Genomic DNA, 23,571 nt, shown 5'->3' on the forward strand with positions numbered 1-23,571 from the left:
GTCGGGAGTTCCCGAGGCTCTTGCGGTTGGCATCCCTTGTTCCTTCCTGACTGCGCGGTCGCGCGCTGCGCTGGGGTCGGCGGCGGCCGGGGCCGCCGCCGGAGAGAGGTCAGGTGATCGAGCCCTGGACGCCCTCGAGCAGGAAGTTCATGCCGTCGAGCACGGGGTCGTAATTGTCCTTGGTGCCTTCGATGACGAGCTTGCCGGTATTGTCCTTGAGCGGACCGACATAGATCGGCTTCTTGGCCTTCAGGCCCTCGATCGCGGCGTCGGCGGCCTTGATCGCCTCGGGCGTCGCGCCGGCGCCATAGGCGGTGTTGCGCAGCATGTCGTTGTGGTAGCCGCCGGCGATGAAGTTCGGCAGCTCTGTGCCGGCCGCCAGGGCGTCGGCGTAGATCTTGTAAATCGTCTCCCACTTGTATTCGGCGCCTGTGATGAAGCCCTTGGGCGCCAGCGGCGCCTGGCTGGCATTGTGGCCGCAGCTCTTCACCCCGCGCGATTCCGCCGTCTCGACCACCACCTTCGGGCCGTCGACATGGCAGGTGATGACGTCGCAGCCGGCGTCGATCAGCGCGTTGGAGGCTTCCGCCTCGCGCACCGGCAGCGACCACTCGCCGGTGAAGATCACCTGCACGGTGGCGTTCGGATTGACGCTGCGGGCGCCGAGCAGGACGGAGTTGATGTTAGAGAGCACCGACGGGATCGGCTTGGCGGCGACGAAACCGATCTTGCCCGACTTCGACGACAGGCCGGCGGCGACGCCGTTCACGAAATGCGCCTGGTTCAGGTAGCAGAAATAGCTGCCGGCGTTCTTCGGATCGCCTTCCTTCCAGAGCGGCGCGGCATGGCGGAACTGCACGTTCGGGTATTTCTTGGCCGCCTCGACCATGAAGGGCGTGTAGTAGCCGAACGAGGTGGCGAGGATGAGGTTGGCCTGGTCGAGGTTGATCATCGATTCCATCGACTGGGTGACGGCGTCGGTTTCCGGCACCTTCTCTTCCTCGATGACGGTCACGCCCGGCACCTGCTTCAGCACGTCCATGGCGACGGCATGGGCCTGGTTCCAGCCGAAATCGTCGCGCGGGCCGACATAGACCGCGCCGATCACGATCGGGTTGGCCGCGCGGGCCACGCCGAAGGGCAGGGCGGCGGCAGCGACACCGGCGGCGCCGGCCTTGAGAAGCGAACGTCTCGTCAGCGACGATGTGAACATGCGAGGCTCCGTGGCTCAGGTTGCGTTTCCGGCGCGCCCCCAGCGGCAGCCGGTCGGTCTACCGGGAAGACGCAAGGCGCGTGCCATTCCCGTATTCGGTGGGGTGCGTCGGGCAAGCCATTGCGAACCCTGCGAACCCGGCGCTTTGCAGGCCTGTCGCCGGCATTCTGCTTGTCAACGATGCGTGCCTCGTAATTAGGCAGTCGATTGGCGTCGGGGCGCGGATCGCGGCTCATGCGACGACCTCCGGCGGCGTTCGCACGGCGCCGGCGGCGAGCCAGGCGCGCCAGCCACCATGGCTGGTGATGTCGGTGGCGCCGGCCAGCCCCTGCGTTTCGCAAAGGAAACCCTTCACCGAGCTGCCATCCTCAAGCTTGACCGTGCCAAGGCCGAGCGGCGAGGGGATGCCGGCGAGGAAGGCGCCGGCGGCGATCTTTGGCAGCGCCCAGACCTCGAGCGCGATCGCCTGGCCGGTCGCGGCGTGGCGGACCATCCCGGGGCGGGCGGGCGGACCGCCGGCAAGCGCGTAGAGGCCGTATTCGGGCGCCGTTTGGGTCGCGCGCAGGAAGCGGCCGCCGAGATCGGTGAGCTGATGATTGAGCGGCAGGCCGGACATGTGCGCGCCGCAGACGGCGATGGCGATCTCGTCGCCGGTCGGCCGCTCGGCGTCCGGAAGCGAAGCGTCCGGACGGGACCAGCCCGTCGCGCCCAACGGGCCGGTCTCGAGACCGGCGGCGATCGCCGCGCAGAGCGCGTCGCGCCCCTTGGCGGCGAGCAGCGTCACGCCGCCGGGACGGCCGTCGGCGCGCGGGCCGGTCGGAACGGCGATGCCGCAGAGATCGAGCAGGTTGGCGAAATTCGTGTAGGTGCCGAGGCGCGAGTTCGGGCCGATCGGATCGGCCGCGATCTCGTCGAGCGTCACGAAGGCGGGGATCGACGGCACGCAGAGCGCGTCGATGCCGGCGAGAGCCTTGCGGCAGACGGCTGCGCGATCCTTCAACTGGTAGAAGCCGCGGAACGCATCGGCGGCCGTCAGCGCCAGGCCGGGCTCGAGGATGGCGCGGGTCGTCGGGTGCAGCGTCTCGGGCTTTTCGGTCAGCCGGTCGCCGACGGCCGCGACCCGCTCCGCCAGCCAGGCGCCCTCATAGAGCATGCGCGCCACGGCGAAGAAGGGTTCGAGGTCCATTTCGACGATGACGGCGCCGCTCTTCGCGAGATCCGCGATCGTGGCGCGGAAGCTCGCGGCCTGGATGGCGTCACCGAATGTGACGAGGCTCGCCGCATCGGGCACACCAATGCGAAGTGAAGGCGGCGGCGCGGCAAGGGCGGGAACGGCGATCGGCCGCGAATAGGCATCCGCACCATCCGGCGCGGCGGCGGCCTCGAACACCGTCCAGGCGTCGGCGACCGTCAGCGCGAAGATCGAGACGGTGTCGAGCGTGCGGCAGGCTGGAACGACGCCGGTCGCCGACAGAGCACCTAGGGTCGGCTTCAGGCCGACGATCGAATTCAGGGCCGCCGGCACGCGGCCGGAGCCGGCCGTGTCTGTGCCGAGTGCGAAACTGGCGATGCCATGCGCCACCGCAACGGCTGAGCCCGAGGACGAGCCTCCCGGCACGATCGCGGGATCGATGGCGTTCTTCGGCACCGGATAGGGCGTGCGCACGCCGACGAGGCCGGTGGCGAACTGGTCGAGATTGGTCTTGCCGAGGCAGATGGCGCCGGCCGCGCGCAGCCGCGCCACGACGAAGGCGTCGGCGTCAGGCGTATGGGCGAAGTCGGGGCAGGCGGCGGTGGTCGGCATGCCGGCGACGTCGATATTGTCCTTCGCCGCGAAGGGGATACCCCAGAGCGGCCGGCCGTCCGGTTCGCCGAGCGCAAGCGCTTCGGCCAAGGCCTGCTCGCGCGCCGCATGAATAAAAATGCCCGCATCGCCAACGGCGTCCAGCCGGCGGAAAGCTTCGGCGATCACCTGTTCCGGCCGCAGCCCGGCCCGATAGGCCTCCCGCAACGCGTCGATGGTGAAGGGCAGTTTCGTGAGATTCATGGTTCGCTCGCCGCAGAGATCAGCCTCTGCAGCTTGCAGCTTTTCCTGTTGTCTAGAATTGCTATGTTTTCAGCAACGCGGTGCAGAAAATGCACCGCCTCGCAGGAGGAGGTCCGGATGCGGCACCTGCAGACATTCCAGATGATCGAGGCGGTGGCCCGCGCCGGCTCGATGCGCAAGGCGGCCGAGGACATGAACATCACCGCCTCGGCGCTGGTCCGCCGCATCAACCGCTTCGAGGACGAGTTCGGCGCCGAGTTGTTCGAGCGCCTGCCGAACGGCGTCCGGCTCAATTCGGCCGGCGAATTGCTGCTGCACCATTTCCGCGCGACGCGGTCGGACCTGCTGCGCGTGCAGGGGCAGGTGGCCGATCTCTCCGGCGAGCGGCGCGGCCATGTCTCGATTGCCTGCTCGCAGGCGCTCCTGCCCTATTTCCTGCCGCAGGAGATCGCCCGCTATCGGGCCGACCATCCCGGCGTCACCTTCTCCGTGCATGTGCGCGACCGTGCCCAGGCCGAGCAGGACCTCGCCTCCTATTCGAGCGACCTGGCGCTGGTGTACGAGCCGATCTACCTGGTCGATTTCGAGGTGCTGCACGTCATCCCGCAGCCGGTGCATGTCGTCATGCGCGCCGATCATCCGCTGGCGGCGAAGAGCGAGATCCGGCTGCGCGATTGCCTCGACCTGCCGCATATCGCGCCGAGCACGCAGTTCGGCGTCCGTCACCTGCTCGATTTCGCCGCCCGTCGAGGTTCGCGGCGCGTTTCGCCCGTGGTCGAGACGGAGAGCTTCGACATGATCCGCCACTATGTCCGGCACGAGAACGTCATCGGCTTCCAGATTGGCATTGGCCTGCGCGATCCCGGCGACGGCTCGCTGGTGTTCCGGCCGATCTCCGAGCGCGACCTGCCGGCCGGCAATCTGATCCTCGGCCAGATGCGCGGCCGCGCCCTGCCGGTCGCCTCGGCCCGGTTCGCCGTCCAGCTTGCCGCGAGCCTGAAGGACTATGCCGCCGGCGGCCTCGGCTAGCTTCCGGCGACCCCGGGGCTGAGGGGGACGATCGGTCGAGTCGCCGTGGTGCGATGCCGCAAGATCTGCCGGCGGGGGCGCCGAGCGGTTCGCGCGCCCTGTCGAGCCTATTTTTCCACTGTTGCGTTGATCAGCTTGCAGGCAGGAAACGGAAGCCGTCGTCGACCGGGCGCGGCCGGTCGCCTGCCGGGCGGCCATCCTGGACCAAGCTGAAAGGACTCTTGTAGGCTATTGTTATACAACAAGTATTTTCAGCGTCGATTTGCCGGCCGAAATCGTACCGCCGTTTGCGCCCGTCGGGCGCGGGATCGCAGGCCGCCGCAGGGCCGGCCCGGGAAGCCGGAAGGGGCCGCCTGGTGGGCATCCCTGCGGAAAATTTAGCCTATACCGAAATTCCCTCCCGCTTATGCTGATGCGCAAAGGCCGGTCGGTCCGTCGCCGAAGAGCGCGGTTCGCCGCCCAGGGCAGGTCCGGATGCCGTCGTTCCGGCATCCCGGCAGGGCGCCGCAAGGCCCGCGGCGCCGTTCGAGGAGGACAGGGCGAAAGCGCTGCCGCGGGCGACGCCGGCTGCGCGTCGCTCCCATTCAGGAAGACAGGGAATTCCACATGCCGACAGAGACAGTGACGCACGCTTCGGTCGATCCGGACGCCTTGGACGCCGTGATCGAGGCGAACTGGCAGCGCCAGATCGACTGGCTGGCGAATCTCGTCCGCTTCGACAGCACGCGCGGCAACGAGGCGCCGTGCCAGGCCTGGCTGGCGTCGGAATTCGCCAAGCGCGGCTGGTCGGTCGACAGCTTCACGATCGATGAGGTCGATATCGCCGGCAAGCCCGGCTACTCGCCGGTCGTCGATGCCGACTATTCCAAGGCGGTGCAGGTGGTGGCGAGCCACAAGGTGGATCAGCCGGCCGGGCGCAGCCTGATCCTGCAGGGCCATATCGACGTCGTGCCGCCCGGCGCGGCCGAACTCTGGGAGCACCCGCCCTTCGAGCCGCAGGTGAAGGACGGCATGATGAGCGGGCGCGGCGCCAACGACATGAAGGTTGGCGTCGCCGAGATGGTGTTCGCGCTCGACGCGCTGCGCGGCCTTGGGCTGGAGCCGGCCTCGAACGTCTTCGTCGAGACGGTCAGCGAGGAGGAGTGCACCGGCAACGGCGCGCTGTCGACGCTGGTGCGCGGCTACGTCGCCGATGCCTGCCTGATCCCGGAATCGATGGAAAACCGCCTGCTCCGGGCCGAGCTCGGCTCGGTCTGGTTCCGCGTGCGCGTCCTCGGCCAGCCGGTGCATGTGCTTCAGGCCCAGACCGGCGCCAGCGCCATCCTCTCGGCCTATGAATATGTCGGCGACCTGATGGCGCTGACGGCGCGCATCAACGAGGAGGCGAAGGACCACCCCTGGTTCGGCCATATCGAAAACCCGGTGAAGTTCAGCCTCGGCAAGATCCGCGGCGGCGACTGGCTCGGTTCGGTGCCGTCCTGGTGCGAGTTCGAGTGCCGGCTTTCGGTTCTGCCTGGCCATTCGCTGCCGGAGGTGCGCCAGCGCGTTCTCGACGCGATCGCGGCCAGCGCCGCTCGGCTCGGTTCGGCGCGGGTGCCGGAGCTTACCTGGATCGGCTTCCAGGCTGACGGCCATGTGCTGGAGCCCGGCAGCGACGCCGAGGCGGTTCTCTCGCGGGTGCACGAGACGGTGTTCGGCGCCAGGCTCGAGACCTTCAGCCAGACGGCGACCAGCGACGCCCGCCAGTATGATCTCTACTACGGCATTCCGGCGCTCTGCTATGGCGGCTGCGGCAGCGGCAGCCATTCGCCGAAGGAGAAGACCGACCTCGCCTCGATGAAGCAGATCACCAAGGCGATCGCGCTGTTCGTGGCGGAGTGGTGCGGTGTCCGCCCGGTCCGCGCCTGACCCGGCGGGAGGGCGGCCCGAGAGATCGGGCCGCTATCCCTCAGATCGCGATGCGGGCGTTGGTGCGGCCGTCGGCCGTGATCGACGCCTGGATATGGCGGACGATCTGGTCGGCATGGGCGCTCGCCAGCGCATCGGCGCGCTCGACGTCGCGGGCGACGATCGCCGCGATCATGTCCTCGTGCTCGTTGACATATTCACGCGGCAGCATGTCGTGGAACGACGAATAGTAGAGCCGCAGGATGCGCCGGCCCTCGTCCAGGAGCTGGGTGAAGAGGTCGGTGTAGTAGCGGTTGCGGCCGGCCCGCGCGATCTCGATGTGGAAGTCGCGGTTGGCCGCAATCATCGCCAGCGCGTCGCGCGCCTCGACCGCCTGCGCGAAGGTCGCCTGCAATTCGCCGATGCGGCGGATGTCGTCCTCTCGGTGATGCACGGCGGCGAGGCGGGTCGTCACCCGGTACATCAGCGTCAGCGCATCGAAGAACTGCGGCAGGCCGAGGAAGTCGATGTTCGCGACGATGGTGGCGCGGTTCGGCAGCGTGGTGATCAGGCCCTCGGCGGCGAGGCGGACGAGCGCCTCGCGGATCGGCGTGCGCGACAGCGAAAAGCGCTGCGCCAACTGAACTTCGTCGATCGGGCTGCCAGGCGGCAGCTCCAGCTCGATGATGTCGTTCCTGAGCGCCTCGTAGACATGGCCGACGCCGGATCCGCGCCGGTGGGCGATCGAGGTTTCGACGGTCTGCGCGTCGTTCTGCTTGCTCATGATGGCGTCCGCCCCTCGCGTTCCGGTGCGGCCTTCTTAGCCAACAATCCGGTTGTGTGAAAAGTGTCGATGCCTTTTATTTTGTTTGTCGACAACAGGAATGCAGCCCGTTACACATGATGCATTCATCGAATATGAGGTCGAGCGCTTCATGAAGATCGGCGTGATCGGGGCGGGTATCGTGGGAGTTTCGTCGGCGCTGGCGCTGGTGGAACGCGGTCACGACGTCACCATCCTCGAGCGGGCCGATGTCGCGGCGGGCGCCTCGCGCGGCAACGCCGGCGCCTTCGCTTTCGCCGACGTGATCCCGCTGGCGACACCCGGCATCATGCGTCGCGCCCCGAAATGGCTGTTCGATCCCGACGGTCCGCTGTCGATCCCGCCCGCCTATCTCCCGAAGATCGTGCCCTGGCTGCTGTCGTTCTGGCGCGCCAGCCTGCCGGATCGCTACCGCGCCGCCGTGGCCGCGCAGGCGGCGATGATGGCGCATTCGCAGGCGGCGCTGGAGCGCCTCGTCGCCGGCCATGCGCTGGAAGGATTGCTGCGCCGCGAGGGCCAGCTGCAGCTCTATGAAGGCGAGCGCGATTTCCGCAGCAGCCTCGGATCCTGGGAGGAGCGCCGCGCCGCCGGCGTCCGCTTCGAGTTTCTGGAGGGCTCGGCGGCGATTGCCGAGATCCAGCCGGGCCTCGCCCAGCGCTTCACCCATGCCGGCTTCACGCCGGACTGGATCAACGTCGTCGACCCGGTGGTGTGGACGCGCCATCTCGCCGATCTCTTCCGGGCCCGCGGCGGCCGGATCGAGCGCTGCGACATCCGCGCGATCGCGCCTGTCGAGGGCAGCGTCCGTCTGGTCGCCGCCGGGCAGGATCGGCAGTTCGATCGCGTCGTGCTCGCGGCCGGCGCCTTTTCCGGCCGGCTGCTCCGCCCGCTCGGCATCCGCCTGCCGCTCGAGACCGAGCGTGGCTACAACACAACGCTGCCGGCCGGCCGCTTCGACCTCCGCACGCAGGTGACCTTCGGTGGCCACGGCTTCGTCGTCACCCGCATCGGCGACGGCATCCGCGTCGGCGGCGGCGTCGAACTCGGCGGGCTCGACCTGCCGCCGCGCATGGCGCGGGCCGACGCGCTGTTGCGCAAGGCGGCGACCTTCCTGCCGGGCCTGGACACGTCGGGCGGCACCCAGTGGATGGGCTTCCGCCCCTCCATGGCCGACAGCCTGCCGGTGATCGACGCGGCGCCGGGCCATCCCGCCCTGGTGCTCGCCTTCGGCCACGGCCATCTCGGCCTCACCCAATCGGCAGGCACGGCGGAACTCGTCGCCGATCTGGTCGAGCGCAAGCCTTCCGCCATCGACATCACGCCCTACAGGGCTTCCCGCTTTTCGAGCGTTTCAGCATGACCAATCACACCTTCTCCTGCATCGACGGCCATACCTGCGGCAATCCCGTGCGCCTCGTCGCCGGCGGCGGTCCGCGCCTCGAAGGCGCGAACATGATCGAGAAGCGGGCGCATTTTCTCGCCGAATATGACTGGATCCGTACCGGGCTGATGTTCGAGCCGCGCGGCCACGACATGATGTCGGGCTCGATCCTCTATCCGCCGACGCGCCCCGATTGCGACGTCGCGGTGCTGTTCATCGAGACCTCGGGCTGCCTGCCCATGTGCGGCCACGGCACCATCGGCACGGTGACCATGGCGATCGAGAACGGCCTCGTCACGCCGAAGGAGCCGGGCAGGCTGCGCCTCGACACGCCGGCGGGCCTCGTCACGGTCGAGTACCGCCAGGAGGGCCGCTTCGTCGAGGAGGTCCGCCTCACCAACGTGCCGGCCTTCCTCTATGCCGAGGGGCTGACGGCCGAGGTCGAGGGTCTCGGCGAGGTGACGGTCGACGTCGCCTATGGCGGCAATTTCTACGCGATCGTCGAACCGCAGGCGAATTTCCGCGACATGGCCGATTTCTCGGCCGGGGAACTGGTCGGCTTCAGCCCGAAGCTGCGCGCGGCGTTGAACGCCAAGTACGAGTTCGTGCATCCGGAGAACCCGGCGATCCGCGGCCTGAGCCATATCCTGTGGACCGGCGCGCCGCTCAATCCCGAGGCGACGGCCCGCAACGCCGTCTTCTACGGCGAGAAGGCGATCGATCGTTCTCCCTGCGGCACCGGCACCTCGGCGCGCATGGCGCACTGGGCCGCCAAGGGCCGCCTCAAGGTCGGCGACGACTTCATCCACGAGAGCATCATCGGCAGCCTGTTCAAGGGCCGCGTCGAGGCGGCGGTGAAGGTCGGCGATCGCGACGCCATCATCCCGTCGATCGGCGGCTGGGCCCGCCAGACCGGCTTCAGCACGATCTTCATCGACGATCGCGACCCCTATGCGCACGGCTTCACGGTGATCTGACAAGGCGGGATCAACCCGCCGCATCCGGCGCGCACCCTTCACGAGGACTTCCATGACTGATATCGCATTCATCAATGCCCGGCTTCCCGATCTCGATGCGGAGAGCCTCGGCGCGCCGACGACCGTGGTCGTCCGCAATGGCCGCATCGCCGAGATCGGCGGCGCCGCGCCCGAGGGCATGCCGCGCCACGATCTCGCTGGCCGCACGCTGATGGCGGGCCTGATCGACTGCCACTTCCATGTCGTCGCCCATTCGCTTGATCTCTGGTCCAACGTCATCGCGCCGGATTCGCTCGCAGCGCTCCGCGCCGCGAAGATCATGCAGGGCCTGCTCGACGCCGGCTTCACCACGGTGCGCGACCTCGGCGGCGCCGATATCGGCCTGGTCCGCGGCGTCGAGGAAGGGCTGATCGACGGTCCCGACCTCGTCATCTGCGGCAAGGGCCTGTCGATGACCGGCGGCCATTGCGACCTGCGCGCCCGCACCGACATCCGCCCGGACGCGATGGGCTGGCGGCTCGCCAACATGGGCGTGCTGGTCGATGGCGTCGACGACGTCCGCCGCGCCTGTCGCAAGATGCTGAAGGAAGGCGCCCGCTTCATCAAGGTGATGGCGAATGGCGGCGTCGCCTCGCCGAACGACCCGATCGACTCGCTGCAATATTCGGACGACGAGATCCGCGCCATGGTCGAGGAGGCCGGCAATGCCGGCACCTATGTCTCGGCCCATACCTACAGCGATGCCTCGATCCGCCGCTGCGTCAAGCTCGGCGTCAAGTCGCTCGAGCACTGCAACCTGATCGGCGCCGAGACGGCGGCGATGGCGGCCGAGGCCGGCTGCACCGCCGTGCCGACGCTCGCCGCCTATGAGGGCCTGAAGCTCGAAGGCGCCGCCCTGGGCCTCGGTCCGGCCGAACAGGCCAAGGTCGACATCGTTCGCGACAAGGGCCTGGAATCGCTGCAGATCATGCGCGACGCCGGCCTGCCGATGGCCTTCGGCACCGATTTGCTCGGCCAGCTGCGCAAGTATGGCGGCCTCGAATTCGACCTGCTCGCCAAGGTTCTGAGCCCGGCCGAGATCCTGCGCTCGGCCACCGAGATCGGCGCGAAGCTGTGCCGGATGGAAGGCGAGGTCGGCGTGATCGCGAAGGGCGCCCGCGCCAACTTCGTCGTCGTCGACGGCGATCCGCTCGCCGACGTCACGCTGCTCGGCCGCCCGGCCGAGACGCTGCGCGCCGTCGTCAAGGACGGCCGCGTCGTGCGCGGCGCCCTGGCGGAGGCGGCGTGATGGCCGTCCCGTTCGACATCGAGCACGTCGCCCGCATCGTCGCCGGCCCCAACGCCGCCGCGAACCTGTTCGCCTACCTGCATGCCGGCATCAATCGCGACGTCGGCTGCGGCCTCCTGACCGCTTCGGTCTACGACATCCCGAACCTTCGCTCGCGCCGGGTCTTCTCCGAGGATGTCGAGGCCTATCCGCTCGGCAATTTCAAGCGCCTCGACAAGAACCTCTACTTCGAGACGGTGCTGGCCGGCCGGCGCCACTTCTCCTCGACCACCATCGAGGAGATCGCCGGGGTGTTCTTCGACTGGGAGAAGATCCAGGCGCTCGGCTTCGAATCCAACATGAACCTGCCCGCCATCGCCAACGACACGGTGATCGGCACGATCAACCTTCTTGAGAAGAAGGGCCACTACACGGCCGAGCGCGTCGAAAAGGCGCTCGCCTGGCAGCCGATCGTGACGCTGGCTTTCCTGCTGCTCGCCAACGAGGGCAGCGACGAGGCGAATTTCCAGCCCGGCCTTTCGGTCGCGCGGAATGCCGGAATGGAAGGGGGCGCCGCCACGGCGTGAGCCGTCGCCTGCCACCACAACAAGAACGAGCCGAAAAGGCCTGGGCGGCGGATCGAAAACGACCCCTGCCAATGACAAACACCTGACGGAGACATGGAAATGAAGAAGACCCTCATGACCGCCGCCGCCCTGTCGGCCCTGACGCTGATGTCGCCGCTGGCGGCCAATGCGGAAGACGCCCCGGTTCGCGTCGCCTTCCTCGCGGCTTCGAGCCAGAACGGCTTCAACCAGGCGATCTATGCCGGCATCCAGAAGGCGGCCAAGGACTTCGGCGGCAGCGTCACCACCGAGATCTTCGACGGCGAATTCTCGGCAACCAAGCAGTTCAGCCAGGTCGAGGATCTGGTCGCAGGCGGCCGCTTCGACGCGATCATCATCGCCCCGAACGACACGGTCGGCATCGCCACCGCGCTCGAGGACGCCACCGGCGCCGGCCTCAAGGTCGCGACCACGCTGTTCCCGGTCGGCCCGGAACTCAGCAACATGCAGCCGCAGGTGAAGGGCCTGACCACGACCGTCGCTACCGATCCGTCGATCGGCGCGCGCGCCCAGGCCGAGAAGATCGTCGAGTACTGCGCCGACAAGAACCCGTGCAAGGTGGCCGTCATCATCGGCCAGCTGATCTATCCGTTCGATAACCTGCGCAACGAGACCTACAAGAAGGTGCTCGGCGAGCACAGCAACATCCAGATCGTCGCGACGGGCGAGGGCAACTACGACCCGAACACCGCGATGAAGTCGATGCAGGACATCCTGCAGGCGCATCCCGACGTCAACGCCGTCCTCGGCAGCGCCGACCAGCACCTGATGGGCGCCGAGATCGCCCTGACCGATGCCGGCATCGACCTTTCGAAGGTCTACACGATCGGCGGTGGCCTGAACCAGATCGCGGTCGACGCGATCCGCGCCGGCAAGTGGAACGCCACGCTGATGCAGGTGCCGGCGTCGATGGGCGCCGCGGCGCTGACCGCCATCGTCAAGGCCAAGCGCGGCGAAGAAGTCCCGACCTGGATCGACGAGTCGAAGCTGCGCGAGATCCCGCAGATCGTCGACAAGAAGTGGCTGGATGCGAATCCGGACTTCGTTGCCGAGTGGCAGGGCTGACGCCTCGGCGTCACGTTTCGGCGGCGCCGCTTCGGCCGCGCCGCCTCCTCTGCCCGGACGATACGAAGAAAGGAAAACCATGACTGCGGAAGGCCATGCCGTCAGCATTCGTGGTGTCGTCAAGAGCTTCGGAGGGACACGGGTCCTCGACGACATCAACATCGATTTCAAGGCCGGCGAGGTCCATGCCCTCGTCGGCGAGAATGGCGCCGGCAAGTCCAGCGTCGGCAAGATCGTCGGTGGCTACTATTCCGCCGATGGCGGCGAGATCACGGTCTTCGGCGAGAAGATCGGCCGTTTCTCCCCGCGCGAGGCGCTTTTGCGCGGCATCGCGATGATCCACCAGGAGCTGCAGCTCGTCCCCGAGCTCACCGTGGCCCAGAACGTCTTCCTGGGCCTCGAAAGCCACCGCGCCGGCCTGCTGGTCGGCGGCGATCTCGAACGCTTCGCCGTGATCGAGGCGACCTGCGACTTCGGCCTCGATCCCAGGGCCAAGGTGGCGAACCTTCGCATCGCCGAGCGGCAGAAGGTCGAGATCATGCGGGCGATTGCCCGCAACGCCCGCGTCATCATCATGGACGAGCCGACCTCGTCGCTGACCGAGGACGAGGCGGAGCGGCTGCACCAGCTGATCCGGCGGCTGAAGTCGAACGGCGTCACCGTCATCTATGTCAGCCATTTCCTCGATCACATCCTGGCGAACTGCGACCGCATCACCGTCATGCGCGACGGCCGCGTGGTGCGCACCGCCTCGGTCGAGGGAGAGACCAAGCAGAGCCTCGTCGACAGCATGCTGGGCCAGGCCTCGAACATCATCTGGCCGAGCCTTCCCCCGGCGCCGGCGGAGACGGTGAAGCCGATCGCCGAGATGCGCAATGTCTCGACCGATACGGGCCTGCGCGACGTTTCGCTGCTCGTCCGGCCGGGCGAGATTGTCGGCCTGATCGGGCTGGTCGGCTCCGGCCGCACCGAAATCGGCCGTGCCATGTTCGGCGCCGATCCGATCGAGGCGGGCAGCTACGCGATCGACGGCATCGAGCAGCGCCGGCTCGACGTCACCCGCGCCGTCGCCCAGGGCGTCGCGCTCGTTCCAGAGGACCGGCGCAAGCAGGGCCTCGTGCTGACGCAGACGACGCGGCCGAACATCAGCCTCGCGACGCTGGGCGGCCTCAGCCGCTTCGGCCTCCTCAATCGCAACGAGGAGATGGACCGTGTCCGCGCGATGATCAAGCATTTCGGCATCGTGCCGGGCAAGGTCGATGGCGAGGTCGCGTTCTATTCGGGCGGCAACCAGCAGAAGGTGCTGCTGTCGAAATGGGCCGTCGCCAAGCCGCGTCTGCTCATCCTTGACGAGCCGAGCCGCGGCGTCGACATCGGCGCCCGCCAGCGCATCCATGAATTCATCGTCGAGATGGCCGCCGCCGGAACTGGCGTCCTGCTCATTTCCTCCGAGCTGGAAGAAGTCATCAACCTCTCCCACCGCGGCTACCTCATGAGCGAAGGCCGGATCTTCGACGAGGTGTCCTGCCGCGATCTCACCGTGGACGCCGCGCTCAACCGCATCTTCCGGGAGCAGAGCCGCAACCACGACATCCAGGAGACACCCCTGCAATGACCGATACGCGTGCAATCCTGGCAGGCGGACGGCAGGCCCCCCGGTTCTCGGTCGCGTCCTTCGCGCGCGAATATGGCGTTCTCGTCATCATCGCCGCGCTTCTGATCGGCCTGACCTTTGCCTCCGACAGCTTCCTGACGCCCCGCAACCTGCTCAACATCGTCAACCAGAGCGCTCCGCTCGCGATCATCGCCTGCGCGCTGACCCTAGTGATCATCGCCGGCGGCTTCGACCTTTCGACCGGCGCCATCTTCGGCGTCGCCTCGGTCTCGGCCGGCTGGATCGCCGTCAATGTCGATCCGGTGACGGCAATGATCGCCGGACCGCTGATCGGCGTGGCGCTGGGTCTCGTCAACGGCGTGATCATCACCGCCTTCAACGTGCATTCCTTCCTGGTGACGCTCGCCACCAGCCTCGTCTATCGCGGCATCGCCATCCTGATCACCGGCGGTGCGCTGATCCCCGTGCGCATTCCGGAGTTCGCCTGGCTCGGCCGCGAGAAGGTCGGCATGGTCAACATCGCCGTGATCGTCTTCGTCCTGTTCATGCTGGTCATGATGCTGCTGCTGAACCGCACCACCTTCGGCCGGCGCGTGTTCGCGGTCGGCGGCAACGAGGAAGCGGCGATCCTCTCCGGCATCCGCACCAAGCTGATCAAGATCGCCACCTTCGCGATCTCTGGCGGCGCGGCGGGCCTTGCCGGCGTCATCACCGTGTCGCGCCTCTCCATGGCCTCGCCCCAGGCGGGCGCCGGCATGGAGCTCGAGGCGATCGCGGCGGTCATCCTCGGCGGCACCTCGATCATGGGCGGCGCCGGCGCGATCTGGCGTTCCGTCTCCGGCGTGCTGCTGATGGCGCTGATCGGCAACGGTTTCAACATCCTGAACGTGAACCCGTTCTTCAAGGATCTGACCACCGGCGTGATCATCGTCGTCGCGGTGGCGCTCGCGGCGTCGAAACCGCGCCGCTGATCCTTTAGCGGGCGCGCCCCCATTCGCTTCCGGCTCCCGCGACGGCCCGACGGTCGTCGCAGGCATCGGCACTCATTTGCCCGAGAGGTCGTTCATGACTGAGAAGATTACGCGTGTCTCCACCGACGTTGGCGGCACCTTCACCGATCTCGTCTATTTCGAGATGGACATGGCCACCGGCGTGCAGACCGTGCGGACGGAAAAGTCCGACACCACGCCGCCGGATTTCGAGAAGGGCGTTCTGAACGTCTTCGACAAGGCCGGCGTCGACGTCGAGGCGGTCGACTTCTTCGCCCACGGCACCACCGTGGTGATCAACGCGCTGACCGAGCGCAAGGGCGCCAAGGTCGGCCTGATCGTCACCCGGGGCTTTCGCGACGCGATCGAGATCGGCCGCGGCAACCGCCCCGATTTCTTCAATCTGAAATATGTGAAGCCGGAACCCTTCGTCGAGCGCTACCTGCGCCGCGAGGTGACGGGCCGCATGGATTATCGCGGCACCGAGGTGACGGCGCTCGATCTCTCGGAGCTCGACGCGATCGTCGCCGATTTCCGGGCTGATGGCGTCGAGGCGGTGGCGATCTGCCTGCTGCACTCCTACGCCAACCCGGCGCATGAGAAGGCGATCCTCGACGGCGTGCGCGCCCGGTGGCCGGGCGTCACCGCCGTCGCCTCGCACCAGATAACCCGCGAATGGCGCGAATATGAGCGCACCAACACCACGGTGTTCTCGGCCTATGTGCAGCCGAAGGCGGAGCGCTATCTGGAGAAGCTCGAGAGCGGCCTGAAGGGCAGGGGCTATCGCGGCAATCTCTTCATCATGCAGTCGAACTGCGGCGTCGACTCCGTCGAGGCGGTCAAGGCCGTGCCGATCACCATGGTCGAGAGCGGCCCGGCCTCGGGCTTCTGGGGCGCGGCGGAACTCGGCCGCATCATCGGCGAGCCCAACGTGCTGGCGCTCGACATCGGCGGCACGACGGCGAAGTGCTCGCTGATCGAGGGCGGCCAGGTGACGATCAAGACGGACTACTGGATCGAGCGCAACCGCCGCTCGGCCGGCTATCCGATCATGGTGCCGGTGGTCGATCTCGTCGAGATCGGCAATGGCGGCGGTTCGATCGCCTGGGTCGACGATTTCGACAAGCTGCATGTCGGCCCGCAATCGGCCGGCTCCACCCCCGGACCGGCCGCCTATGGCCGCGGCGGCACCAAGGCGACGACGACCGACGCCAACCTGGCGCTCGGCCGCATCAATCCGGACTATTTCTGCGGCGGCACGGTCAAGGCCGATATCGGCGCGCTGAACGGCGCGCTGGCGGAGCTCGCCGACAAGCTCGGCACGGCGCCGGTCGACGTGGCGCGCGGCATCGTCCGCATCGCCAATTCGAACATGGTCAACGCGCTCAAGCTGGTCTCGGTCAATCGCGGCTATGACCCGCGCGACTTCACCCTGGTGGTGTTCGGCGGCGGCGGCCCGATGCACGGCGTGGCGCTCGGCCAGGAGCTCGGCGTCAAGAAGGTGGTGGTGCCGCGCGGCGCACCGGTCTTCTCGGCCTGGGGCATGATGATGTCGGACCTGCGGCGCGACTATTTCGTCACCCGCCTGCTCGACGCCACCGACCATGCCGGCCTCGACGACCTGCTCGCCGGCATGATGGACCTCGCCCGTGAAGAGTTCGCCCGCGAGGGCGTCGCGAGCGAGAAGATCACCATGCGGCCGCAGGTGCGCTGCCGCTACCAGAACCAGGAATTCGCCGTCGAGGTGCCGATCGAGGCCGGCCGCATCGGCCCGGCCGAGATCCAGGCGATGGTGACGTCGTTCCACGAGGTCTATGAGCGCGAATACACCTATCGCCTGCAGGCGGAGGTCGAGATCATCGGCCTGCACCTGATCGCGGCGAGCGAGGTCGGCAAGCTCGAGCTGGTGCCGATGCCGGTCACCGGCGCCAAGCTGGAGGACGCCGTCAAGGGCCGCCGCATGGTCGACTACGCCACCGAAGGCGTGCACGAGGCGACGATCTACGACGCCACGAAGTTCGAGCCCGGCATGCGCTTCAACGGCCCGGCGATCATCGAGGATCCCGGCACCACCATCGTCGTCCATCCCGGCAACCGCGTCGAGATCGACACCTTCGGCAACACCCACATCGAGATCCGGGGCTGATCATGAACGACATGACGACCGTGAAGGCCACGACGACCAAGGACTTCGATCCCGTCACCTTCGACATCATCCAGAGCGCGCTGGAGGCCATCGCCGACGAGATGTTCGTCGCGCAGGTGAAGACCTCGATGAGCGCGATCATCTACGAGGTGCTCGACCTCTCCACCTCGGTGCTCGACCGCCATGGCGAGATCGCGGCGTCGGGCGCCGGCATTCCCGCCTTCATCGGCGTGCTCGACAAGGCGATCAAGGGCATCTTCAAGAAGTACTCGCTGGACGAGATCAAGCCGGGCGACGTGTTCGCCTCGAACGATCCCTATTTCGGCGGCGTCACCCACCTGAACGACATGGTGCTGGCGGCCCCCGTCTTTCATGAGGGGCGCCTGATCGCCTGGGTCTCCAACATCGCCCACTGGAACGATGTCGGCGGCAACGTGCCGGGCTCGATGTCGACCGACGCGACCGAGATCTTCCAGGAAGGCGTCCGCATCCCCGCGGTGAAGCTGTTCGAGGAAGGCCGCGAGAACAAGGCCGTGTTCGACATCCTCTACGTCAACACGCGCCTGCCGGACTATCTGCGCGGCGACCTCTGGGCCGGCATCGCCGGTCTCCGGATCGGCGAGCGGCGCGTGCTGGAACTGGTCGAGAAATACGGCGCCGACACCTTCGAGGCGGCGGTCGACGACTACATGCAGCTCGGCGAGCGCCGGGCCCGCGCGGCGCTGCGCAACATCCCCGAAGGGACCTACACCTTCGAGGAAGAGCAGGACACCGGCGCCATCCACCGCGTCACGCTGACGATCAATGCCGACGAGTTCGTCGTCGATCTCACCGACAATCCGAAGCAGAAGGGCTCGTCCAATTCGAGCCGCGAGGGCACGGAGATCGCCGTCCAGCTCGCTTTCAAGGCGTTCACCGACCCGGACGCGCCCGGCAATGGCGGCTTCTTCCGGCCGTTGAAGGTGGTGACCAAGCCCGGCACGATCTTCCACGTCGAGGCGCCCGGCGCGCTCGGCTACTATTCGGAAGTCGAGATCCGCGTGTTCGACATGATCCTGCGCGCGCTCGCCTCGCATTTCCCGGGCGTCGTGCCGGCCGGCAATTTCGCCTCGATCTGCGGCACCACCGTCGGCGGCCCGCATCCCGAGCATGGCCGCCACTACACCATCGTCGAGCCGCAGATCGGCGGCTGGGGCGCATGGGAAGGGTCGGACGGCCCGAGCGGCCAGTTCTCCGGCTTCCACGGCGAAACCTTCAACTGCCCGGCCGAGGTCGCCGAAGCCCGCTACGGCCTCGCGGTCGACCAGGTCGCGCTCAATGCCGAGCCGGGCGGCGAGGGCCAGTGGCGCGGCGGCAAGGGCATCGACGTGCATTACCGCGTCCGCGCCGACAACAACTTCCTGTCGCTCGGCTACACCCGTTCGCGCATTCCGCCATGGGGCGTCGCCGGCGGCCTGGACGGCTCGACCAACTATATCGAGCTGCGCCGCACGGACGGCAGCAAGGAGCGCCTCTCCTTCGCCACCAATGTCGAGGTCAACACGGGTGACGTCATCCGCGTCGTCACCGGCAATGGCGGCGGCTTCGGCGATCCCGCCCGGCGCAGCCGCGAGGCGATCGAGCGCGACATCCTGAACGGCTACCTGACCCCGGCGCGCGCCACCGAGATCTATGGCTACGAAGGCTGAGATCCGCGCTTCGTTGCGCGGCTAGACGGGCGGATGCCGGATCGCAGCTGATGATCCGGCATCCTGCAATCAGGACGGGCAGGCTGGCGTGAGCCCGCCGTCCGGCGAGGGCACCAGGCATTGTCGGTGCCTGTCCGTTTCGTCATGCCGAACGCTTTCCGAGTTTGCCGTTTTCCGCGCTTTCGGGCGCGGCTGGCCACGCGGAAGGGCTTGCCGAACGGATGCCGGAGCGGGCAGCCTAAAGTTGCTCTCGGTCGTGCAATTTTTGTCGACAAGTAAAATACAAATGATATGGTGAGTCAGGATCAAGGCGGTTCGCGCCCTGCGCCGCGAAGCCGAGAAGACAGGCTCTGAAGGAGAACCAAATGAAGTCCGCCATTTTTTCCGGCTGCATTCCGGCGCTGATGACGCCGTGCAAGGCTGATCGCACGCCCGATTTCGACGCGCTGGTGCGCAAGGGCAAGGAACTGATCGCCCACGGCATGTCGGCTGTCGTCTATTGCGGCTCGATGGGCGACTGGCCGCTCCTGAGCGATGCGCAGCGCATGGAAGGCGTGGAGCGCCTGGTGAAGGCCGGCGTTCCCGTTATCGTCGGCACCGGCGCGGTCAATACCGCGAGCGCTGTTGCGATCTCGGCACACGCGCAGAAGGTCGGCGCCCAGGGCCTGATGGTCATTCCGCGCGTCCTGTCGCGCGGTTCGTCGGTGGCGGCGCAGCGCAATCACTTCAAGGCGATCCTCGCCGCCGCGCCCGACCTGCCGGCGGTGATCTACAACAGCCCCCATTACGGCTTCGCCACCCGCGCGGACCTGTTCTTCGCGCTGCGCGCCGAGCATCCGAACCTGATCGGCTTCAAGGAGTTCGGCGGTCCGGCCGACATGACCTACGCGGCCGAACACATCACCAGCCGCGACGACACCGTCACGCTGATGGTCGGTGTCGACACCGCCGTGTTCCATGGCTTCATCTATTGCGGCGCCACCGGCGCGATCACCGGTATCGGCAATGCCCTGCCGAAGGAAGTGCTGCACCTCTTCACGCTCTGCAAGGCAGCGGCGAAGGGCGACGTCGAGGCCCGCGCCCGCGCCCTGGAGCTGGAGAGTGCGCTCAAGGTGCTGTCGTCCTTCGACGAGGGCGTCGATCTGGTCCTCTACTACAAGCACTTGATGGTGCTGAAGGGCGACGCGGAATACACGCTGCACTTCAACGAGAGCGACGTGCTGAGCGACAGCCAGCGCAACTATGCCGGCTCGCAGCTGGCGCTGTTCGAAACCTGGTACGCCGAATGGAGCAAGCAGTTCGGCAACGCCAAGAAGAACGCGGCCTGATCCAGAACGCGGCCTGGAAGATGACGAGGCCCTCCCGGCGGGAGGGCCTTTTCTTTTCCGCTCCGCAAGCGATGGACGTGCTGATTCCACCTGCCGGAACGCGACATCCCCAGGAATCCGCGCGGCCGGTCGCCGAGACCGCAACGGCAGCCGGATCACCCGCTGACGGCGGCTTTTCCCTCCATGCCGTAGCGTCTGCCTAAGTTTCATGCGTGGTCGCACAACCTGCGCGCACAATTCCGTCGCGACAGCCTGTTTTCGCGCCCTGTGCCCAGATCCTGGGCGATCTGGAAACGCCCGGCGTAGTGTGACACGACTAAGACATCACCCTTTGAAACCGTCGGGAGAAGCGCAATGCGACTGAAGGGGCTACTGGCCATGGGAGTGGCCGTCATGCTGGGAACCGCGTCGGCGTCCGCCGGCGAACTCAGCTTCTGGCATGCTTATGCCGGCCAGCAGGACAAGACCGACTTCATCAATTTCGCGCTCGACGCCTTTGCCAAGGCGCATCCCGACATCAAGCTCGATGTCGTTCCGGCCGAGCAGTCCGCCTACAAGACCAAGCTCAACACGGCGATGGCCTCCGGCAATCCGCCCGACGTGTTCTACACGCTCCCGGGCGGCTTCCTCGGCGCCTTCGTCGATGGCGGCCAGATGTACGCTCTGGACCAGGACCTGGCCAAGGATGGCTGGGGCGCCACCTTCCTCGAGAGCGCGCTCGCCCAGACCACCAAGAACGGCAAGGCCTATGCCGTGCCGGTCGACGTCGACGCCGCCGTGTTCTGGTACAACAAGGCGCTGTTCGCCGAGCATGGCTGGGAAGTCCCCAAGACCTATGACGAGCTCGTCGCACTCGCCGAGAAGGTCAAGGGCGAGGGCCTGATCCCGTTCGCGCTCGGAAACAAGGATTCCTGGCCGGCCACCTTCTGGTTCCAGTATCTCGAGATGCGCCTGAAGGGCTCGGGCGCCGTCGCCGCCTTCGTCAACAAGGACGCCGACGCGACGCTGCTCCCCGAGGCCAGTGACGCCTTCGCCCGCGTCGCCGATCTCGCCCAGAAGGGCTATTTCCCGATCGGCTTCAACGGCATGAGCGACCAGGAAGCCAACATGCTCTTCCTGAACGGCCAGGCGGCGATGCTGCTGAACGGCACCTGGCAGATCGGTGCCTCCAAGGACGCGCCGGAGGGCTTCGAGCTCGCCTCCTTCGCCTTCCCGGCAGTCGCCGGCGGCAAGGGCGACCAGACGGACGTGCTCGCCGGCGTGGCGGCGGCGTTCGGCATCTCCGAGAAGGCCGCCAACAAGGCCGACGCGGTGACGCTGCTGCGCTTCCTGACCTCGCCCGAGGTGATGACCAAGTATGTCGAGCTGCGCAAGACGATGGTCACCGTCAAGGACGCGACCACCGAGGCGGCCGCCGGTCCGGTCCTCTACGGCATCAGCAACGGCCTGATGAAGTCGGCCGGCCATCTTGACCCGTTCTACGACACGGCGATGCCGCCCAAGGCCACCAACGCCTACTACACCAGCCTGCAGGGCGTGCTCGACGGTTCGGTCAAGCCCGAGGACGCGGCGAAGAAGGTCGAGGACGCGCTCAAGGCCGGCCAGTAACGACCGCTATCCGATATCGCGCGGCGGGGGCGACCCCGCCGCGTGCGTTTCCGGGCAAAGCCCGAGAAAGACCCGAGGAAAGTCCCAAGGACAGCCCATGACATCGAGCTCGCGCGACGTCGCGCCGAAGGAGCAGACCCGCGCGGCGCTCCTGTTCCTGCTGCCGGCCTTCGTCCTGATTGCGGTCTTCGTCGCCTATCCGATCGTCTATGCGGGCTGGCTCTCCTTCTTCCGCTGGGACGGCGCCTCGGCCCCGGCCTTCATCGGCCTCGACAATTTCCTGCGTCTCGCCGCCGACGCGATCTTCTGGAAGTCGCTCGGCCGCAACATCCTGATCGCCGCGACCGCGATCGTGCTGCAGGTGTTCCTGGCGCTCCTCATCGCCTATTGCCTGGTCCGCATCGTTCCCTTCGTCAGCCGGCTGTTCCTGTTCTTCTATCTCGTGCCGGTGATGGTCAGCGAGATCTGCATCGGCCTGCTCTGGCGCTTCCTGTACAATCCCTATTTCGGGCTGGTGAACGCGTCGTTGAAGGCGCTCGGCCTCGGCTGGCTGCAGCGCGGCTGGCTGGGCGATTCCGCCACCGCCTTCCCGGCCGTCGTCGTGGTGATGAGCTTCACCTATCTCGGCCTCTACGTGCTGCTCTTCGTCGCCGCCGTGCGCAACGTGCCCGAAAGCCTCTACGAGACGGCCGAAATCGACGGCGCCGGCCATTTCACCAAGTTCTTCTCGATCACCGTGCCGATGGTCTGGGACGCCGTGCGCGCCAATGCCCTGCTCGCCATCATCGGCTCGCTGAAGACCTTCTCGCTCGTCTTCGTGCTCACCAATGGCGGACCCAACCACGCCAGCGAGGTCGTCTCGACCTATCTCTACAAGGCCGGCTTCAGCAGCTTCGAGATGGGCTACGCCGCGACGATCGGCTTTGCCCAGATGGTGCTGACGGCGGCAGGCGCCTTCGTCATCTTCCGCTATCTGAAGCGGGCGCGCGGAGGGAGCGAGCGATGAGAATGCGCGCCTCGACCCTGCCGGCCTCCGGCCCCGTCCGCCGCGTCACGCCGACCACCATCGTCGTGCTGGCGGTGCTGACCGCGCATGTGCTGATGGTGATCTTCCCGTTCGTCTGGATGGGCTACAGCACGCTGAAGACCAACAAGGAGTTCATGCGCTCCGTCTGGGCGCTGCCAACCTCCTTCTCCTTCGACGCCTATGTCGGCGCCTGGAGCGGCGGCGCGCTCGGCACCTATGCGATGAACTCGCTCTGGATCATGGCCGGCGCGACCCTCCTCACCGTGATCGTCGCGACGCTCGCCGGCTATGCGCTCGCCGTCTACAAGCCGCGCTGGATGGCCGGGGTGGAGCTGAGCCTGATGGCGGCGATGGCGATTCCCGCCTATGTCGCGCTGGTGCCGCTGGTCGTGCTGCTGCGCAAGGCCGGCCTGCTCGATACCCATCTCGGCGTCATCCTGCCGACGGCGGCGTTCAACATCCCGGTCTCGATCTTCATCATGCGCGCCTTCTTCGTGACGCTGCCGCGCGAGCTCTTCGACGCGGCGCGGCTGGACGGCACCGGCGAGTTCGGGATCTTCCGCCATATCGCCATGCCGATCGCCTGGCCGGCCATGTTCACGGTCGCGGTCGTCAACATGATCTGGGTCTGGAACGACTTCCTGTTCCCGGTCGTGTTCATCAACAGCCCGGCGCGCAAGACGCTGCCGGTCGGCCTGACGGATTTCGTCGGCGAGCACATCACCAACTATCCCGTCATGCTGGCCGCGATCCTGATCGCCGCCATCGCCCCCTTGGTCCTCTTCGTCTTCTTCGAACGCCAGATCACGTCCGCCCTCTTGGGTGGCGCCGTGAAGGAATAACCAGGAGCTTCCC

Annotated in this window: 18 protein-coding genes; 15 read left to right on the forward strand and 3 right to left on the reverse strand. The window is 67.2% G+C overall.

Annotated elements, in window-relative coordinates; all coding sequences use genetic code 11:
* Positions 1-109: 109 nt before the first annotated feature.
* On the reverse strand, positions 110-1,213 hold the full coding sequence (locus WFK98_RS02130; protein WP_266339181.1) for a BMP family ABC transporter substrate-binding protein: 1,104 nt from the start codon (positions 1,211-1,213) through the stop codon (positions 110-112).
* A 232-nt stretch (positions 1,214-1,445) separates the two neighbouring features.
* Positions 1,446-3,260 (reverse strand): allophanate hydrolase, encoded by a 1,815-nt coding sequence (gene atzF / locus WFK98_RS02135; protein WP_336799122.1) that lies wholly within the window; start codon positions 3,258-3,260, stop codon positions 1,446-1,448.
* Positions 3,261-3,377: 117 nt separating this feature from the next.
* Here atzF and WFK98_RS02140 point away from each other — a divergent pair, with 117 nt between their 5' ends.
* The gene (locus tag WFK98_RS02140) at positions 3,378-4,289 is read left to right on the forward strand and encodes a LysR family transcriptional regulator (RefSeq protein WP_336799123.1); all 912 of its coding nucleotides are present in this window, start codon (positions 3,378-3,380) and stop codon (positions 4,287-4,289) included.
* 606 nt (positions 4,290-4,895) lie between these two features.
* The gene (locus tag WFK98_RS02145) at positions 4,896-6,197 is read left to right on the forward strand and encodes an ArgE/DapE family deacylase (protein ID WP_336799124.1); all 1,302 of its coding nucleotides are present in this window, start codon (positions 4,896-4,898) and stop codon (positions 6,195-6,197) included.
* Between the two features lie 40 nt (positions 6,198-6,237).
* Here the strand turns inward: WFK98_RS02145 and WFK98_RS02150 are convergent, their stop codons facing one another.
* Positions 6,238-6,960, reverse strand: a complete 723-nt coding sequence (locus WFK98_RS02150; protein WP_336799125.1) for a GntR family transcriptional regulator — start codon at positions 6,958-6,960, stop codon at positions 6,238-6,240.
* A 151-nt stretch (positions 6,961-7,111) separates the two neighbouring features.
* On the opposite strand from WFK98_RS02150, the gene WFK98_RS02155 reads away from it, so the two are divergent.
* The 13 genes from WFK98_RS02155 (at position 7,112) to WFK98_RS02215 (ending at position 23,558) form a co-directional block, all read left to right on the forward strand.
* Complete coding sequence (locus WFK98_RS02155) at positions 7,112-8,359, forward strand: NAD(P)/FAD-dependent oxidoreductase (protein WP_336799591.1); 1,248 nt, start codon at positions 7,112-7,114, stop codon at positions 8,357-8,359.
* The gene (locus WFK98_RS02160) at positions 8,356-9,357 is read left to right on the forward strand and encodes a 4-hydroxyproline epimerase (protein ID WP_336799126.1); all 1,002 of its coding nucleotides are present in this window, start codon (positions 8,356-8,358) and stop codon (positions 9,355-9,357) included. The genes WFK98_RS02155 and WFK98_RS02160 overlap by 4 nt, the downstream gene beginning before the upstream one ends.
* 52 nt (positions 9,358-9,409) lie before the next feature.
* Positions 9,410-10,645: a metal-dependent hydrolase family protein gene (locus WFK98_RS02165; protein WP_336799127.1), complete on the forward strand. Its 1,236-nt coding sequence runs from the start codon at positions 9,410-9,412 to the stop codon at positions 10,643-10,645.
* The gene (locus WFK98_RS02170; RefSeq protein WP_336799128.1) at positions 10,645-11,211 is read left to right on the forward strand and encodes a hypothetical protein; all 567 of its coding nucleotides are present in this window, start codon (positions 10,645-10,647) and stop codon (positions 11,209-11,211) included. The genes WFK98_RS02165 and WFK98_RS02170 overlap by 1 nt, the downstream gene beginning before the upstream one ends.
* A 99-nt stretch (positions 11,212-11,310) precedes the next feature.
* Positions 11,311-12,315: a sugar ABC transporter substrate-binding protein gene (locus tag WFK98_RS02175; protein WP_266339190.1), complete on the forward strand. Its 1,005-nt coding sequence runs from the start codon at positions 11,311-11,313 to the stop codon at positions 12,313-12,315.
* Between the two features lie 79 nt (positions 12,316-12,394).
* Positions 12,395-13,930, forward strand: coding sequence for a sugar ABC transporter ATP-binding protein (locus WFK98_RS02180; RefSeq protein WP_336799129.1), 1,536 nt, complete (start codon positions 12,395-12,397; stop codon positions 13,928-13,930).
* Positions 13,927-14,901, forward strand: coding sequence for an ABC transporter permease (locus tag WFK98_RS02185; RefSeq protein ID WP_336799130.1), 975 nt, complete (start codon positions 13,927-13,929; stop codon positions 14,899-14,901). The genes WFK98_RS02180 and WFK98_RS02185 overlap by 4 nt, the downstream gene beginning before the upstream one ends.
* A 94-nt stretch (positions 14,902-14,995) precedes the next feature.
* On the forward strand, positions 14,996-17,065 hold the full coding sequence (locus tag WFK98_RS02190) for a hydantoinase/oxoprolinase family protein (protein ID WP_336799131.1): 2,070 nt from the start codon (positions 14,996-14,998) through the stop codon (positions 17,063-17,065).
* 2 nt (positions 17,066-17,067) lie between these two features.
* Positions 17,068-18,753 (forward strand): hydantoinase B/oxoprolinase family protein, encoded by a 1,686-nt coding sequence (locus WFK98_RS02195; protein WP_266339194.1) that lies wholly within the window; start codon positions 17,068-17,070, stop codon positions 18,751-18,753.
* 365 nt (positions 18,754-19,118) lie between these two features.
* Positions 19,119-20,081 carry a dihydrodipicolinate synthase family protein gene (locus WFK98_RS02200; RefSeq protein WP_266339195.1) on the forward strand — a complete coding sequence of 321 codons (963 nt, stop codon included), beginning with the start codon at positions 19,119-19,121 and terminating at the stop codon, positions 20,079-20,081.
* Positions 20,082-20,474: 393 nt separating this feature from the next.
* Positions 20,475-21,689, forward strand: coding sequence for an ABC transporter substrate-binding protein (locus WFK98_RS02205; RefSeq protein WP_336799132.1), 1,215 nt, complete (start codon positions 20,475-20,477; stop codon positions 21,687-21,689).
* A gap of 97 nt (positions 21,690-21,786) precedes the next feature.
* Positions 21,787-22,695: a carbohydrate ABC transporter permease gene (locus tag WFK98_RS02210; protein WP_336799133.1), complete on the forward strand. Its 909-nt coding sequence runs from the start codon at positions 21,787-21,789 to the stop codon at positions 22,693-22,695.
* Positions 22,692-23,558, forward strand: a complete 867-nt coding sequence (locus tag WFK98_RS02215) for a carbohydrate ABC transporter permease (RefSeq protein WP_336799134.1) — start codon at positions 22,692-22,694, stop codon at positions 23,556-23,558. Before WFK98_RS02210 ends, WFK98_RS02215 begins: the two co-directional genes overlap by 4 nt.
* The last annotated feature ends 13 nt before the right edge of the window (positions 23,559-23,571 follow it).

It is taken from the genome of Kaistia sp. MMO-174, from assembly GCF_037147815.1.
Lineage (GTDB): Bacteria > Pseudomonadota > Alphaproteobacteria > Rhizobiales > Kaistiaceae > Kaistia > Kaistia nematophila.